This is a genomic window from Actinomadura sp. 6N118 (assembly GCF_044326415.1).
GTDB lineage: Bacteria > Actinomycetota > Actinomycetes > Streptosporangiales > Streptosporangiaceae > Spirillospora.
On the sequence record NZ_JBIRAZ010000006.1, the window covers coordinates 265,836 to 279,887 of the forward strand.

The 14,052-nt window shown below is 66.2% G+C and carries 12 protein-coding genes; 10 read left to right on the top strand and 2 right to left on the bottom strand.

What is annotated here, in order from left to right; genetic code table 11:
• Nucleotides 1-28 precede the first annotated feature (28 nt).
• Nucleotides 29-1,276, bottom strand: coding sequence for a helix-turn-helix domain-containing protein (locus tag ACH34W_RS17645; protein WP_395961976.1), 1,248 nt, complete (start codon nucleotides 1,274-1,276; stop codon nucleotides 29-31).
• 346 nt (nucleotides 1,277-1,622) lie between these two features.
• Nucleotides 1,623-2,864 carry a PucR family transcriptional regulator gene (locus ACH34W_RS17650; protein ID WP_395961977.1) on the bottom strand — a complete coding sequence of 414 codons (1,242 nt, stop codon included), beginning with the start codon at nucleotides 2,862-2,864 and terminating at the stop codon, nucleotides 1,623-1,625.
• A gap of 451 nt (nucleotides 2,865-3,315) precedes the next feature.
• On the opposite strand from ACH34W_RS17650, the gene ACH34W_RS17655 reads away from it, so the two are divergent.
• The 10 genes from ACH34W_RS17655 (at nucleotide 3,316) to ACH34W_RS17700 (ending at nucleotide 14,052) form a co-directional block, all read left to right on the top strand.
• Nucleotides 3,316-4,266, top strand: a complete 951-nt coding sequence (locus ACH34W_RS17655; RefSeq protein ID WP_395961978.1) for a hypothetical protein — start codon at nucleotides 3,316-3,318, stop codon at nucleotides 4,264-4,266.
• A gap of 470 nt (nucleotides 4,267-4,736) precedes the next feature.
• Nucleotides 4,737-5,414 carry a hypothetical protein gene (locus ACH34W_RS17660; protein ID WP_395961979.1) on the top strand — a complete coding sequence of 226 codons (678 nt, stop codon included), beginning with the start codon at nucleotides 4,737-4,739 and terminating at the stop codon, nucleotides 5,412-5,414.
• 98 nt (nucleotides 5,415-5,512) lie between these two features.
• A complete protein-coding gene (locus ACH34W_RS17665) occupies nucleotides 5,513-7,453 on the top strand; it encodes a hypothetical protein (protein WP_395961980.1) in 1,941 nt (646 codons plus the stop codon).
• A 10-nt stretch (nucleotides 7,454-7,463) separates the two neighbouring features.
• Nucleotides 7,464-8,162 carry a hypothetical protein gene (locus tag ACH34W_RS17670; RefSeq protein WP_395961981.1) on the top strand — a complete coding sequence of 233 codons (699 nt, stop codon included), beginning with the start codon at nucleotides 7,464-7,466 and terminating at the stop codon, nucleotides 8,160-8,162.
• A gap of 20 nt (nucleotides 8,163-8,182) precedes the next feature.
• Nucleotides 8,183-8,848, top strand: coding sequence for a hypothetical protein (locus ACH34W_RS17675; protein ID WP_395961982.1), 666 nt, complete (start codon nucleotides 8,183-8,185; stop codon nucleotides 8,846-8,848).
• Nucleotides 8,849-8,862: 14 nt separating this feature from the next.
• Nucleotides 8,863-9,870, top strand: a complete 1,008-nt coding sequence (locus ACH34W_RS17680) for an ABC transporter ATP-binding protein (RefSeq protein WP_395961983.1) — start codon at nucleotides 8,863-8,865, stop codon at nucleotides 9,868-9,870.
• Nucleotides 9,871-10,064: 194 nt separating this feature from the next.
• Entirely contained in the window at nucleotides 10,065-10,832 is a 768-nt protein-coding gene (locus ACH34W_RS17685) for an ABC transporter permease (protein WP_225993535.1), read from the top strand.
• 3 nt (nucleotides 10,833-10,835) lie between these two features.
• Nucleotides 10,836-11,678, top strand: coding sequence for an MlaE family ABC transporter permease (locus ACH34W_RS17690; RefSeq protein ID WP_395961984.1), 843 nt, complete (start codon nucleotides 10,836-10,838; stop codon nucleotides 11,676-11,678).
• Entirely contained in the window at nucleotides 11,678-12,994 is a 1,317-nt protein-coding gene (locus ACH34W_RS17695) for an MCE family protein (protein WP_395961985.1), read from the top strand. Before ACH34W_RS17690 ends, ACH34W_RS17695 begins: the two co-directional genes overlap by 1 nt.
• Nucleotides 12,991-14,052, top strand: coding sequence for an MCE family protein (locus ACH34W_RS17700; RefSeq protein ID WP_395961986.1), 1,062 nt, complete (start codon nucleotides 12,991-12,993; stop codon nucleotides 14,050-14,052). Before ACH34W_RS17695 ends, ACH34W_RS17700 begins: the two co-directional genes overlap by 4 nt.

Below are 14,052 nucleotides of genomic sequence, written 5' to 3' on the forward strand. Positions count from 1 at the left end.
ATCGATAAATTGTCATCGAGTGAGTGTTTCAGTGATCCTCCGGCTGGTCTTGGGGCTCGGGCTGGACGCGGTCCCGCAACCACATCGCACGCAGCACGATCTCGATCGCGAAGCGTGCGTCGGGGTCGGTGAGGCGGCCGCCCAGCTCCTTTTCGAGGCGCTTGATGCGGTGCCGGACGGTCTGCGGGTGGACGTGCAGTTCATCGGCCATTTCCGCGGCCGTTCCGCGGGTCGTGAGCCAGGTGTGCAGCGTCGCCACGAGCCGTTCTCGCTGGCCGTGTTCGAGGTCGTTCATCCCGCCGAGGTGCCGGCGCGCGAGCTGGTCGACCAGGGCGCAGTCGGAGAGCAGCCACAGCGTGACCATATGGTCTTCGCACGAGGTCACCGGCCCGTCGTCGAGCACTCCGGCCTCGATCAAGGTGAGCGCCTGCCGGGCCCATCGGAGTGAGTCCGCGGCGTGCTCCAGGGGCACGGTGAGCCCTGCCGCGACACCGCCGTCGGGGAACGCCTCGGCGAGCATCTTGCGGCGTTCGGCGGGCAGCGGCTCGGGCTGCCCGCCCGGGGCGCGGCCCGGGACGAGGAGCCGCGGCTCATCCGCGGTGAGATCGACCAGCACGTCGTCGTCGAGGGCCTCGCGTACGCAGCGCGCGCCGGGCGGGACGGTGACCAGCGTCACCTCGTCAGGCACGTTCCACTCAGTGAGCTCGGCGAGTTCGGCGATGGCGCGGCCTGCGCCCGGGCGCCTGGACAGGATCAGGTGCAGGAGCCGCCGGCGCTGGTCGTCCATCTCGGTCGGGCGCGCGTCCATGTAACCGGCGAGAGAGAGCGACGCCAACTCGTTCATGAAGCCGAACAGCGCGTCGGCGAGCTGCGCCATCACCGACGACGACAGGTCATGCCGTGCGGCGATGGCCATCAGGCGGCGCCAGGCCACCTGCGCACCGATCCGGTACGCGGCCTGAAGGCTGTCGAGGGAGCGGCCCTCATGCGCCTCGAAGCGGCCTAGACGGCGGTAGGTGTCGGCATGTCGGCCGGGATCGGGAGCGGCGTCCGCCACCCGCGCGACGAATTGGTCGAGAGCTCGTTCGACGCCGATCTGCAGGGCCGTCACGTACGGGCCCTGCATCGGCCGGTCGTATTCGGGGAGCGCTCGGGGGATCTCTTCGATGATCTCCTCGGCCAGGCTGGGCAACTCCGGCCGCAGGATGGTGAGGAGCCGCCGCGGGAGCGGCGGCGGCGCTGATTCCAGCGTCCCCGTCTCGAGCGTTCGGGGCATCGGTGGGCACCTCCAGGAAACACCGTCGGCACGGCCGGACCGAGACCTGGCGGGGTCACCCGGTCTCATGCGGCCGTGTGTCAGTACGGCATCTGGTCCCGGAAGGGACGCGCCGAGCGGGGGACCCCTGCGCGTCCCCCGAGCGCTGGTTGTGAGTTGGAGCACACTGACATTAAGTGGGATACCACCGCCAGAAGTTAAAGCAAACGTAAAATCGTCGCTCGTGATCACGGCGTGGCGGTCCGTAACGAGTGATCAGTCCTGGCGGGTACTCACTTTCGACAATCGCGAGTTGATAATCCACTGAGTCTACCCAAGCGCTTGTTCGCAACACCGTTCTCTGATGTCACTCGCCACGGTCGCCGGGGGTTCCGCGTCGTCCCAGGTGACGCCGCCTGTGCAGGCTGGCTGCCCGCAGAGTGACGTCCAAAGAGAAGCGTGTGTCCGGGTCGGCGAGACTCTCGCCGACGTAACTCTCCAGTTGCCGGAGCCGGTAGCGGACGGTCTGCGCGTGGACGTTCATCCGTTCGGCCAGCTCGACCGCGTTGCCGCGCGTGGTGACCCACTCGGCGAGCGTCTCGGTGAGCTTCCTGCGGTGGCCGTCCGACATGTCGTCGAACGGGGCCAGGTGCCGGCGGGTGAGCTCCTCGATCAGAGTGACGTCGGAGAGCAGCCACATCGTCATCAGATGTTGCTCGCAGGGGATCAGAGAGCCGTCCCGGATGATGCCCTCTTCGGCGAGCTCCAGCACCCGTCGCGCCCAGCGCAGCGAATGCGTCGCCTTGTCGAGCGGCATCGTGAGACCCAGCACCGAGCTGGCCTCAGACAGCGCCGCTTCCAGCATGCTCTTCCGGTTGCGGTTCAGCGGCCCGGGCACAAGGAGGCATGGCGCGGCGGCATCAAGATCGATCAGCACGTCGGCGTCCAGCGCGGAGAGCGTGCACGGCGCGTCCGGATGGATCGCCACCATCGTGACCTCTTCCGGCAGGGGCCACGACGCGGTCCGTGCCAGGTCCTCGATGGCCTCGGGCACGACCGCCGGCTGCTGCAGGATCAGATGCAGCAACTGCCGCCGATGCTCGCGGCGCCGCAGGTCGGCGTGCTCCATCGCCTGCCGGTGACCGTGCCGGGTCTGGGTGATGGCCTCGTCCATGTAGGTGAGCATCGACTCGACCATCGTGGTGACGATGACCGACGGAATCTTCTCCCGTTCGGCGATGGCCGCCGTCCTCCGCCAGGCGATGTGGAATGCGATCCGGTAGGCGGCCTGCATGTGGTCGAGACCGCGACCCTCCACGGCCTCGAAATGACCGAGCGCGCGGCAGGTCTCGTCCCGTTCGGTCGTCGGAACCGTCGGGTCGGCGATGCGCTCGATGTACGCGGTGAGGAGTTTCTCGGCGCCCAGCCGCAGGATCTGGTCGTACGCGGAGTTCTCGGGGCGGTCGTACTCCGGAATGGCGCGCCGGATCTCCTGCACGACCTCGTTGATGACGTCTTCGAGCTCCGCCCACATCAGCTGGGCGAACTGCGGCGGGACCTGCACGGGGTCGGGCTCCGCCGAACCGGGGAGCTCGAGCGCCTGCGTCATGAAACACACCTCTCCGCGTCGGGGCCGCTGAACGCGTACGACCGGTCACCAGGCCCTCGGCGGCGACCGGGCAGCAACGACGGTAGGGAGCGCGCCATGCGGGGGGAGCTCACACCCGAAACCGTGCACTGGAGCACGTGAAACATAGGTCTACTCGCGAGTTCTGACAAGGGTTTAGGCAGACATTACCCGCGAGTACTCGGATTCGGATAACACAAATGTTTGGCGGCGCTGAGTTAGTGATAACGACCCGCCATGGGTGCCTCTGAGCTGCAATTACTGTCCAGTACTCGTTGGCGACGAGTTCAGAAAGATCGAATGCTCAGCATTCGACAACGAGGAACTGCAGGTCAGGGCCGTTCGGCGAGAATCCTGCCGATTCCTATTGAGTGTTGTTGGTCTTGGTCGTAATGTCCTCGCGTACAGCCGGGCCGACCAGGAAGGGAGTCACGTGCTCAGAACAACCGGCACGCGGACCCTTCTGGCCGTCCTTGCTGCGATTACCTCACTCATGCTCGCGTTCCCCGCATTCGCCGGCGAGCCCGAGCCGACCCCGAGTGGCGAGCCCGAAGGCAAGTTGTCCATCAGCGTGTCGGCCACGGAAGCCAGCGCCAAAGCAGGCACACCGGTCGCCATCACCGCGACCCTCAGTGCCACCGGCGGAACAGTCACCAAGGCCCGCATCACCGGAGCCCGCGTGACCGGAGGCTCCGTCTCGGGCCAGTGCCGTACGGGCTGCACTCTCGGCAACCTGACCGATCCACAAACAGTCGCCTTCGTCGTCTCGGTCCCCTCGGACGCCCGCAAGGCCCGCGTTGTCACTCTCAGAGTGAGCGCTGCCTCGGCAACCGGCACGGTGTCCGACTCCACCTCGGTCAGCTTCGTCCCGAAGATCGTGAAGCTCCCAGGCAAGCCCGGCGAGCCGAAGTCGTATCCGACTCCGCCGAAGCCGCCGGTCAAGCTGCCATCGCCCAAGGCGCCCAAGACTCCGCTCCCGAACACGAGCCCACAGGCGCTCCCGTTCCAGCGGCTCCCCGGCAAGCAGGTGCAGCTACCGCAGGTCGCGCCCGGCCAAAACCCGCAGGTCGCACAGCAGATGAGCCTGGGCCCGACCGCCCACCTCACCGCCGGAACGGACGACGCCGTCGACGTGTTCGGCCTGCTCGCCAGCGCCCAAAGTGCCTGGCTCGCTGCACTCCTGGGCATGGTCGCCGCCGTCTTCATGCGCACCCGCCGAGCCCTGAAGCCCGCGACCGTCCCCGCCCTACGCCGCCGGCCGAAGCAGGCAAAGCAGTCGCGCGCACGGCGTGCTCCGAAGCCCCAGCTCCCGAGCCTCCCCAAGCGCCGCGAGCCTCGCTCCGGACCGCGCTCCTTCCTGGGCTTCTCCATCCGTCTTCGCTGATCACAGCGCTTATCGGCATAGGGCCTTACGGATGCCCTAAAAGGGTCCAGGTGGCCCTATCCACACGTGACTACCCTCCGGTGTTTACCAGTTCGTTATCTGTGTTACTCGCCAGTACTCGTTCTCGTACGTTTTCGCGTCGATCGAACACTTAACTTGTGACAAAGCGCGAGAACATCGCCTGGTTTTCCCCTTGGTTTCTGTCAAATAGGTATTGCTGAGGGGGGCTACTCGGCCGTAACGTACGAGCCGTACCACCGCATCCGTGGGTGCTCACCTGGACAAGGGTGGTCCCAGGTGAGAAGGCACCCCATGCCTCCGGCACGGCGGCCCGAGAAAGCCGCCCGCCGGAGTGAAGGAAACAGTTCTCGCAGTAAGGAGAAGCCGCCTCGCGCAACACCACCCCACCGTTCCCTACTCCGCGTCCCTCATTTAGAACAAGCGCGTTCCACCCCGAGAAGGGAAATCCCTTGCGTAAGCTCCTCCGTACCTCTGTACTCGCCACCGCCGCCACTGCCACCGTCCTCTCCCTGGCCGTCGTACCTTCGGCCAGCGCTGAGGACGCGACCTGGACCAGCACGCCCGGCGGCGCCGTCACCGGCACCAACGTCGGAAACCTCATCGGCCGCAACGTGACTCGCGGCGCGATCGTGTCCTGCTCCGACGCCGAGGCCTCCGGCACCGTCAAGTCCGGCTCCGGCCTCGACGGCACGGGAATCGCCAGCGTCGACACGTTGCGCTTCGGCGGCTACACCGGCGACCCGGAGATCTGTGAAGGCCCGTCCGGCCTTGCCGTCCAGATCGTCGTCAACGACCTTCCGCTTGAACTCGACGCGGTCTCCTACAACCCCACCACCGGCGTGACCACCGGTGCGCTCACCAACGCCGACGCGGGCGGCATCACCGGCAAGCTGATCGGCCTCGACGACGGCTGTGAAGCCGACTTCGTCGGCGCGAACGGCCAGCCCGGTGCGATTCCCGGCACGTTCACCAACAGCACCGACAGGTTGGCCACGACGAGCGGCGGCAACCTCGTGGCCACCAACGTCAATGGCAACTGCCCCTCGAACTTCATCCAGAACGGCGACGTGGTCGCGCTGGAAGGCACCTTCCAGCTGAACTCGGACCAGACCCTCACCAGCCCGTGACCTGACGGGACCGCACTGCGACGGCCGTGTTCCCCACTCCTCCGGTGGGGAACGCGGCTCTCCCCGTATCCGACTCCTCCCTAAGCAGAAGGTGCTGAATGCATCTGACAGCAAGGCGTACCGCACGGATCGCTGTGGTCTCCACTGCGATCACATTCACCGGCCTGATCGTGGCGGTGCCCGCGGAGGCGAAGGTGTTCGGCAGGACCATCTCCTACACCTGTCAGATGAGGGGCGCGGTCGACCAGCGGGCCGATGAGAGGATCAAGGTACGGCTGGCTGGCGCGGCCACATCGCGCGGCAGTGCGGGCAAGGCGATAGGACTCGGCCGGATCTCGATGCAGGTCGAACTCCCCGGCACACTCAGCGAGGCCGTCACCGGTCCGGTGGACACCGCGATCAGCGGCACGGCGATGCTCACGGTCAACGCCCGGCAGGGCGGACGCACCGTCAACGCCGGATGGCCGGCCGCGGAACTCACCCAGGCACCCTCCGCGCCCGGACGGCTCAGCGGCTCCTTCCCCGTTCCGGGACTGCTTCCAACGGCGGGCGGTGCGATCAAGCTCGATGCCGGTTCGCTCGCCCTGGCGCTCCGTAGCGAGACCGCCGGTGCGAGCGTCACCCAGCTCGTGTGCGAACCCAATGGAGAGACGTCCATCGCCTCGATCGCGGTCCAGGAGAGTCCGGCTGACGGACGCCCCACGCCGCAGCCGAAAGCCGCACAGGCCGAGCCGGTCGCCCGGTGCAATCCACCGGAGACGGGGTTCAACCCGGCCAAGGAACTGGAGTTCGACAAGCCCACCGACCATCCCACCCGCGAACAGATCGGCTCGCCAAACCCGTACTGCGGCCAATTGGTCGGTTACACCAACGTTCGCAAGCTGGGAGCGGCCGCGCCAGTCGGAGGGAAACTCGCCGCCCAGCTCAGCCAGCGTGACCTCCAGAGCCCGGAAGGGGACTGGATCAGAATCGACAGCTATGGCGTGACCGACCTGCATCCCGGCACCGCCACCATGCTGGGCTTCGGTTTCATGCCGACCACCGTGGTCACCGAGGTCGGCCAGGACGGCGTGGCGAACATCGCGAGCTTCTCCGACTATGATCCGCGCGACCCGCCAGGACCTTTCCGAGGCAAAGTCCATAATGTCGCCAAGAGCCTGATCACCGTCGGCGTGTCGAGCATCAGCGTGAACGGTGTGCCCGTGGACCCGGGAGGCAGGTGCAGGGCCGACGGGAAAGTCTTCCTCCAGCTTGAGGGCGACTTCCCCGGTGGCACGCCGGTCTACGCGGGTGGCACTTACAGAACCCCTAAGGACAAACTCCTGCGAATCCCGCCGTTCACCGGGTGCGGTGTGGGAGAGGACCTGAGTCCGCTCATCACGGCCAGTACCTCTGGGGAAGGGAACATCGCGTCCATCTTCCAAGGCCAGCTCTGCAAGAAGTTCGACGAACCGCAGAACTGCAACGAGACACCGCTCCGGTGGATCGTGTCGCCGCTCGGCACCGTCTGGCAGATCGCCGCGGGCAGATTCACCATTAGGGGCGCGAAGGGCGCGGTCATCCAATGCGAGTCCTTCAACGTGCGGCTGAACACCGTCGAGGAAGTGATCAGCGGGACCTTCGGCAGAATGACCATGTCCGGCGCCAAGACCTGCACCGCTCCTGAGGGCGCGATCACCGGAAGTGGAAACGTCACGGGGATGCCCTCGCTGACGCTGTACACGCAGGACTACGACCGGGCCACCGGAGTGACCCGGATCTACAGTCCCTTGGGCCAGATCAGGTTCTCGTTCCGCTTCCTCGATGGCGCCGTGACGCGGACCTGCAATATCAGCACGACGGCCGCCTCCTCGTGGGACACCTACTTCAAGAACAGGGCCAACCCGCCCACCTTCACCGTCAAGCCCAGAAGCCTCGTCGTCGCCACGACGAACCCCGGCTGTGACCGGTTCTTCGCCAAGGACGACGTGATCTCGCTCGATTTCTCCGACATCGCGGTCCCCGAACCCCGGCTGTCGATCACCGGCGAGAGAGCTTAGGAGATCGCCGATGAGAAGCCTCAAGCGGTCGGCCATCGCCGTGGGCGCGGCCGGAGCGGTACTCGCGTCGATCGTCGCCAATGCGTCCGCCGCGACCGCCGACGCTGGATGGACAGTAAGCCCCGGCGGCCAGATCGCGTCGGTGAACACCACTCAGAATTTCATCGTCCGTAATGTCACCCGTGGTCTGCTGGCTTACTGCCAGGAGACGGAGGTCTCCGGCACGGCCCAGTCAGGGACGGGTCTGCCCGGGCAATCGCTGATGGCGTTCGACTTCGTCAGGTTCGGTGGCTGGACAGGTGATCCGGAGATCTGTCACTACCCCTTCGGCGCTCTTCAGGTCTTCATGAACGACATGCCGGTGGAATTCGACGCCGTTTCCCACGACACGGCGACCGGCGTCACGACGGGATTCCTGGTCAACGGTGACGCTCCAGACGGAGTCGGAATCACTGGATCTCTGGTCGGGCTCGACGACGGCTGTGAACTCTCTTTCGGCGGTTCGGGTTCCGAGCCCGGCAAGATCGGCGTCACGTACACAAATCCGAGCGGCGGCTCCAAGGGCAGGCTGGTCGCGACGGCGACGGGCAACATCGTCGCCAAGAACGTGAACAATAAATGCCCTGCGAACTTCTACCAGAACGGCGACAGGCTGACTTTCGAAGGTCCTCTACTCATTGGTTCAGATCAGGTGGTGACGAGTCCGTGAGCCATGACGACCATCGTGGAATGAGCAGGACCGCCCGGGGCGTCCTGGGCGGATCCTTCGCTGTCGCGGCGACGTTCGTCGCCGCCTCCGTAGCGGTTGCGAGTTCTCTGACCTGGACGTTCTCGCCAGGTGGGCAGATTGTGGCCACCAACGTGGGAAACATCATCCCTCGAAATGTGACCCGAGGATCGCTCATTACGTGTTCGGCAGCCGAGGTGAAGGCCACGGCTAAAACGGGTTCGGGTTTGTCTGGTATCGGCCTGGTGTCGGTCGATGAAGTCCACCTAGGCGGATATGTGGGAGATCCGGACATCTGTGAGGGGCCTTCTCATTTGGCCATGCAAGTCGTCATCAATGACTTGCCCCTTGAATTCAATGCTGAGTCCTATGACGCCTCCAGTGGGACGACGCGCGGCAAGTTGATCAATGATTCCCCCGGAGTGACTGCCAAGGTGATCGGACTCGATGACGGCTGTGAGGCGGACTGGACCGGCCCTGCGGGGACGCCTGGCCATATCGATATCTCCTACAGCAATCGCACCGGCGAAGTCACGATCGAGGACACCAATCTGGTGGCAGTAAACGTGAATGCCCTCTGTCCCGCTGTTTCTCTTCAGGCCGGCGACCGGCTCGGCGTGACGGGAACATTCAAGGCGGACCCGATTCAGACGGTGACTGCTCAGTGATGGGGGTGTGCTGAATGGGGTTTGAGGTCACGGTCGAGGGTCTGACTATGTCGTTTGGCAAACAGACCATTTGGCGGGATGTGTCGCTCACGCTGCCGGCGGGGGAGGTGAGCGTGATGCTGGGGCCTTCAGGGACGGGGAAGACCGTCTTTTTGAAGTCGCTGATCGGGTTGTTGAAGCCTGAGAAGGGACGGGTCCTTGTTGACGGCGTCGACATGGTTGGGGACTCGGACCGGAAGGTTTTTGCGGCGCGCAAGAAGTTCGGGCTGATGTTCCAGGACGGCGCGATGTTCGGGTCGATGAACCTCTTCGACAACATCGCGTTCCCGCTGCGGGAGCACACGCGGAAGTCGGAGAAGGAGATCCGGCGCATCGTGCTGGAGCGGATGGACATGGTCGGGCTCGGGGGCGAGGAACGCAAGCTGCCTGGGCAGATCTCGGGTGGCATGCGCAAGCGGGCTGGGCTCGCGCGGGCGCTGGTGTTGGACCCACAAATTATCTTGTGCGACGAGCCGGACTCGGGGCTTGATCCGGTGCGGACGGCTTATCTGTCGCAGTTGTTGATCGACGTTAATACGCGCACCGATTGCACCATGTTGATCGTCACGCACAACATCGAGATCGCGTCGACCGTGCCGGACAACATGGGGATGCTCTTCCGGCGGGATCTGGTGACGTTCGGGCCGCGGGAGGTGCTGCTGACGTCGCGGGATCCGGTGGTCGCTCAATTTTTGCGCGGCAACCGGCATGGGCCCATTGGGATGAGCGAAGAGAAGGACGCGGCCACGTTGGCGGCTGAAGCTGAGCGGTTCGGGTCTTTGAAGGTGCGTGAGATGGAGCTCCCGCCGCAGCTGGAGCCTTCCCCTGGCCTGCCCGAACGTATGGGCGCCGTTCGCCGGAGCCAGCGGGTGATGGCGAACCTGCATCTGCTTCCGGCGGAGGCGCAGGAAGCCATTCAAAACGCGCACAGGAGGCGATCCATGGGAGGACCACCGCCGCCCGTTCCATGGGCCTCGGCCTAGCAACCTCACCTACCCCCTTTTTTTTCGAGGCAGCAGATGTTGAAGAAGACAATGGTCGGCCACCTGGCAGGTGGGGCGTGACTGCCCCGCCGCAGGGGCCGCCGCCCCCACCGCAAGGGCCACCGCCGCCGCCCGCGGCGCCCGAGCCCGTGCGGTCGCGGGTGCAGCCAGTGAAGGTGAATCCGTCCGACTACATGCCGCTCGCTGGGGGCTTGCGGCAGACCGGGCAGATGTTCGCCCTGGCCGCGAGTGTGCTGCGGATGACGTTCAAGCGGCCGTTCCAGGTGCGGGAGCTGATCCAGCAGTTCTGGTTCATCGCGTCCGTGACGATCCTGCCTACTGCTTTGGTGTCGATTCCGTTTGGCGCTGTCATTGCCCTGCAGGTCGGGTCGCTGGCCAAGCAGCTGGGCGCGCAGTCGTTGACGGGTGGCGCGTCGGTGCTGGCCGTTGTGCAGCAGGCCTCGCCGCTGATCGTGGCGCTGCTGATCGCGGGTGCGGCGGGGTCGGCTATCTGCGCCGATCTGGGGTCGCGGACGATCCGCGAGGAGATGGACGCCATGGAAGTCATGGGCGTCTCGCCGATCCAGCGTCTGATCGTGCCGCGAGTGATCGCTTGTATGGCGGTGGCGTTCTGCCTGAACGGGCTGGTGTCCGTTGTGGGCGTGGCCGGTGGCTACTTCTTCAACGTTGCTCTTCAGGATGGGACGCCTGGGGCCTATCTGGCTTCGTTCTCGGCGCTGGCGCAGCTTCCGGATCTTTATGTGGGGCAGACGAAGGCGGTGATCTTCGGGTTCATCGCGGGGGTCGTCGCGGCTTATCGGGGGCTTCACCCGGGGGCCGGGCCCAAGGGGGTCGGGGACGCGGTCAACCAGTCGGTGGTCATCGCGTTCCTGCTGCTGTTCATGGTCAACCTGGCGATCACGGCGATCTACATCCAGGTCGTCCCGCCGAAGGGGGCATGACGCATGGCGTCGACCACCTTCCGCGACTACGCGCGTAATCCGTCGAGATTGTTCCGGTGGCTGGATCAGCCGGGTGACCAGCTCGGCTTCTACATCAAGGCGCTGCTGTGGACGCCGCGCGCGATCCACCGCTACCTGAAAGAGGCGCTGCGGCTGCTGAGCGAGGTGGCGTTCGGGTCGGGCGCGCTCGGCGTCATCGGCGGCACGATCGGCGTGATGATCGGCATGACGCTGGCGACCGGCACCGTGGTGGGCCTGCAGGGGTACGCGGCGCTCGACCAGATCGGGTCGTCGGCGTTCACCGGCTTTGTTTCCGCTTACTTCAACACGCGTGAGATCGCTCCGCTCGTCGCTGGGCTGGCATTGTCGGCGACGGTCGGCGCGGGATTCACTGCCCAGCTGGGCGCGATGCGGATCAACGAGGAGATCGACGCCCTGGAGGGCATGGGCATCCCCTCGCTGCCCTATCTGGTGACGACGCGGATCATCGCGGGCGTGGTGGCGATCATCCCGCTGTACGGGATCGGGTTGCTGTCCTCTTACTTCGCGTCCAGACAGGTGACGGTGCTGCTGAACGGGCAGTCGGCCGGCACCTATGACCACTACTTCAACATCTTCCTCGCGCCCGAGGACGTGGTGCTGTCGTTCGTCAAGGTGCTGATCTTCAGCGTCATGGTGATCCTGGCGCACTGCTACTACGGCTACCGCGCGGTCGGCGGACCGGCTGGGGTAGGCGTCGCCGTCGGCCGCGCGGTCCGCACCGCGATCGTGGTGATCTCGGTGACGGACTTCTTCGTCTCCCTGGCGATCTGGGGCGCCACGACCACGGTGAAGGTGACCGGCTGATGGCCAGGGTGAAGCCGTACGAGACGCTCCGGCGCCGGCTGCTGGGCGTCGTGTTCCTGCTCGTCCCGGTCCTGCTGGTGACGTTGTCGGTCGCGTTCTACCAGAAGCGGTTCACGGACGTGACGTTCGTGACGCTGCGGACGTCCACGGCCGGGTTCGAGATGCACCGGGGTGCGGACGTCAAGCTGCACGGCGTGGTGATCGGGGAGGTCCGGTCGATCACGGCGGACGGCTCCGGCGCCCAGTTGCGACTCGCGCTGCGGCCGGACCAGGCGAAGCGTGTCCCGCAGGACGTGGCGGCGCAGTTGTTGCCGACGACGGTGTTCGGTGCCCGTTACGTCGCGCTCGTCCCGCCTGCGGGCCGGGGGATGAACCCGCAGGCCAATGTGGTCGCCGCAGCGCTGCGGGACGGGTCGGTGATCTCCGAGGACAACACCCGCAACGCGATCGAACTGCGGGACCTGCTGAAGAGCACCATGCGACTGCTGAACGCGCTGAAGCCCGCGCAGCTCTCCGCCACCCTCACGGCGATGGCGCAGGCCCTCGAAGGCAGAGGCGACCGGCTCGGCCGGAACCTCGTCACCCTGGAGGCGTACCTGAAAGAGCTCAACCCGCACCTGCCCGCCCTCAACCAGAACCTGGTCGAGGTCGCGCAGTTCGCCGACAACTACAGCGAGGTGACGCCCGACATCCTGGACGGGCTGAGCGACTTCGTCAGCACCTCGCGCACCATCGCCGACCAGCGCGCCAACCTCGCCGCATCGCACGAGTCGGTGACCCGGGCGGCGCGGGACCTGACGAACTTCCTGCGCCGCAACGAGGACAACCTGATCCAGCTTCCCCGGGTCTCGCGCGACTCGCTGGAGACGCTCGCGAGGTACTCGCCGGAGTTCCCCTGCACGTTCGCGTCGATCGCCAAGTTCGTTCCCCTGATGGACAAGGCCCTGGGCAAGGGCACGAAGAAGCCCGGCGTGCACGTCAACATCAACACCGTCCAGCACAAGGGCCGCTACCTGCCGGGCGTGGACCGGCCGCGCTACACCGCCGACGCCGGCCCGCACTGCTACGGCGTGCCCTTTGATCCCGGCGGCGGCTCGACGCCGAAACTCACCAAGCCGGGCGTCCTCCCGGTGGGCACGCTCGCCGGATCCCCCGGCGAGACCCGGCTGATCAACGAGCTGACCGCGCCCGCGCTCCGTGAGGCGCCCGAGGAGCTGCCGGACTGGTCCGGGGCGCTGCTCGGTCCGATCTACCGGGGCACCCGCGTCACCTTCCCGGGCATGGACACCTCCGGTGGGAAGGGGGCGGGCCAGTGAGCGTGTTCGGCAATCTGCGGGGCAAGACGCGCGGCACGATCTCCCCGCTGATCAAGTCTCTGATCTTCATCGCCACGACGCTGGCGGCCACCGCGCTGCTCGCCGCCTCGATCATGAACACCACGACCGGCGACCGGGTCGCCTACAGGGCCCGGTTCACCGATGTCGCCGGGCTCTACCCGGCGCACTCGGTGCGGATCGCCGGAGTGCAGGTCGGGCAGGTCAAGAAGATCGAGATCACGAACCGGCGGCTGGCCCTGGTGACGTTCACCGTGGACCGGAACCGGCGGCTGCCCAATTCGGTGACCGCCTCGGTGAAGTACCTGAACCTGGTCGGCGGCCGTTACATCGACCTCGACCCCGGGGCCCCAGGGGCCGCGCCCGGCGCCTACCTCTCGGTCGGCAGCACGATCCCCGAGCAGCAAACGCAGGGGCCGCTCAACCTGACCCAGCTGTTCAAGGGTTTCCAGCCGCTGATGCAGGCTCTGTCGCCCGGCGACGTCAACAAGCTCAGCGAGTCGATCATCAAGGTCCTGCAGGGGGAGGGCGGCACCCTCGAATCCCTGATGCGCACCGTCGGCTCCCTCACCTCGACGCTCGCCGACAAGGACCAGGTCATCGGCGATCTGATCAACAACCTCAACGAGGTGACCGTCACGATCAACAACCGGGACCGCCAGGTCGTCGACCTGATCCGCACCCTGCGGGCCCTGGTGTCGGGCCTGTCCTCCGACCGGCAGCCGATCGGTGAGGCGATCGCCGCACTGGACGACCTGACCAATTCCACCGCCAACCTGCTGAAGGTGAACCAGGAGCCGCTGGCGCGCTCCATCACCCAGCTCCGGCGGCTGACCGGCAATCTCGAAGCCGACAAGCCGCTGCTCGAACGGTTCCTCCAGCGAACCCCGACCAAGCTCGAAGTCCTCGGCCGGGCCGCGTCGTACGGCTCGTGGGTGAACTTCTACCGATGCGAGGTGAGGCTCACCGGCGTCCGCTACAACGACGGCAGCCCCGCGCCCACCGGCATCCCTCTCACCGACGACCGGTGCAAAGGCTGA

Bases quoted from the DNA above. Each gene is read 5' to 3' on its own strand.
- ACH34W_RS17680 (WP_395961983.1), top strand. From the start codon at position 8,863: ATGGGGTTTGAGGTCACGGTCGAGGGTCTGACTATGTCGTTTGGCAAA.
- ACH34W_RS17675 (WP_395961982.1), top strand. From the start codon at position 8,183: ATGAGCAGGACCGCCCGGGGCGTCCTGGGCGGATCCTTCGCTGTCGCG.
- ACH34W_RS17690 (WP_395961984.1), top strand. From the start codon at position 10,836: ATGGCGTCGACCACCTTCCGCGACTACGCGCGTAATCCGTCGAGATTG.
- ACH34W_RS17695 (WP_395961985.1), top strand. From the start codon at position 11,678: ATGGCCAGGGTGAAGCCGTACGAGACGCTCCGGCGCCGGCTGCTGGGC.
- ACH34W_RS17645 (WP_395961976.1), bottom strand. From the start codon at position 1,276: ATGCCCCGAACGCTCGAGACGGGGACGCTGGAATCAGCGCCGCCGCCG.
- ACH34W_RS17670 (WP_395961981.1), top strand. From the start codon at position 7,464: ATGAGAAGCCTCAAGCGGTCGGCCATCGCCGTGGGCGCGGCCGGAGCG.
- ACH34W_RS17685 (WP_225993535.1), top strand. From the start codon at position 10,065: ATGCCGCTCGCTGGGGGCTTGCGGCAGACCGGGCAGATGTTCGCCCTG.
- ACH34W_RS17650 (WP_395961977.1), bottom strand. From the start codon at position 2,864: ATGACGCAGGCGCTCGAGCTCCCCGGTTCGGCGGAGCCCGACCCCGTG.
- ACH34W_RS17665 (WP_395961980.1), top strand. From the start codon at position 5,513: ATGCATCTGACAGCAAGGCGTACCGCACGGATCGCTGTGGTCTCCACT.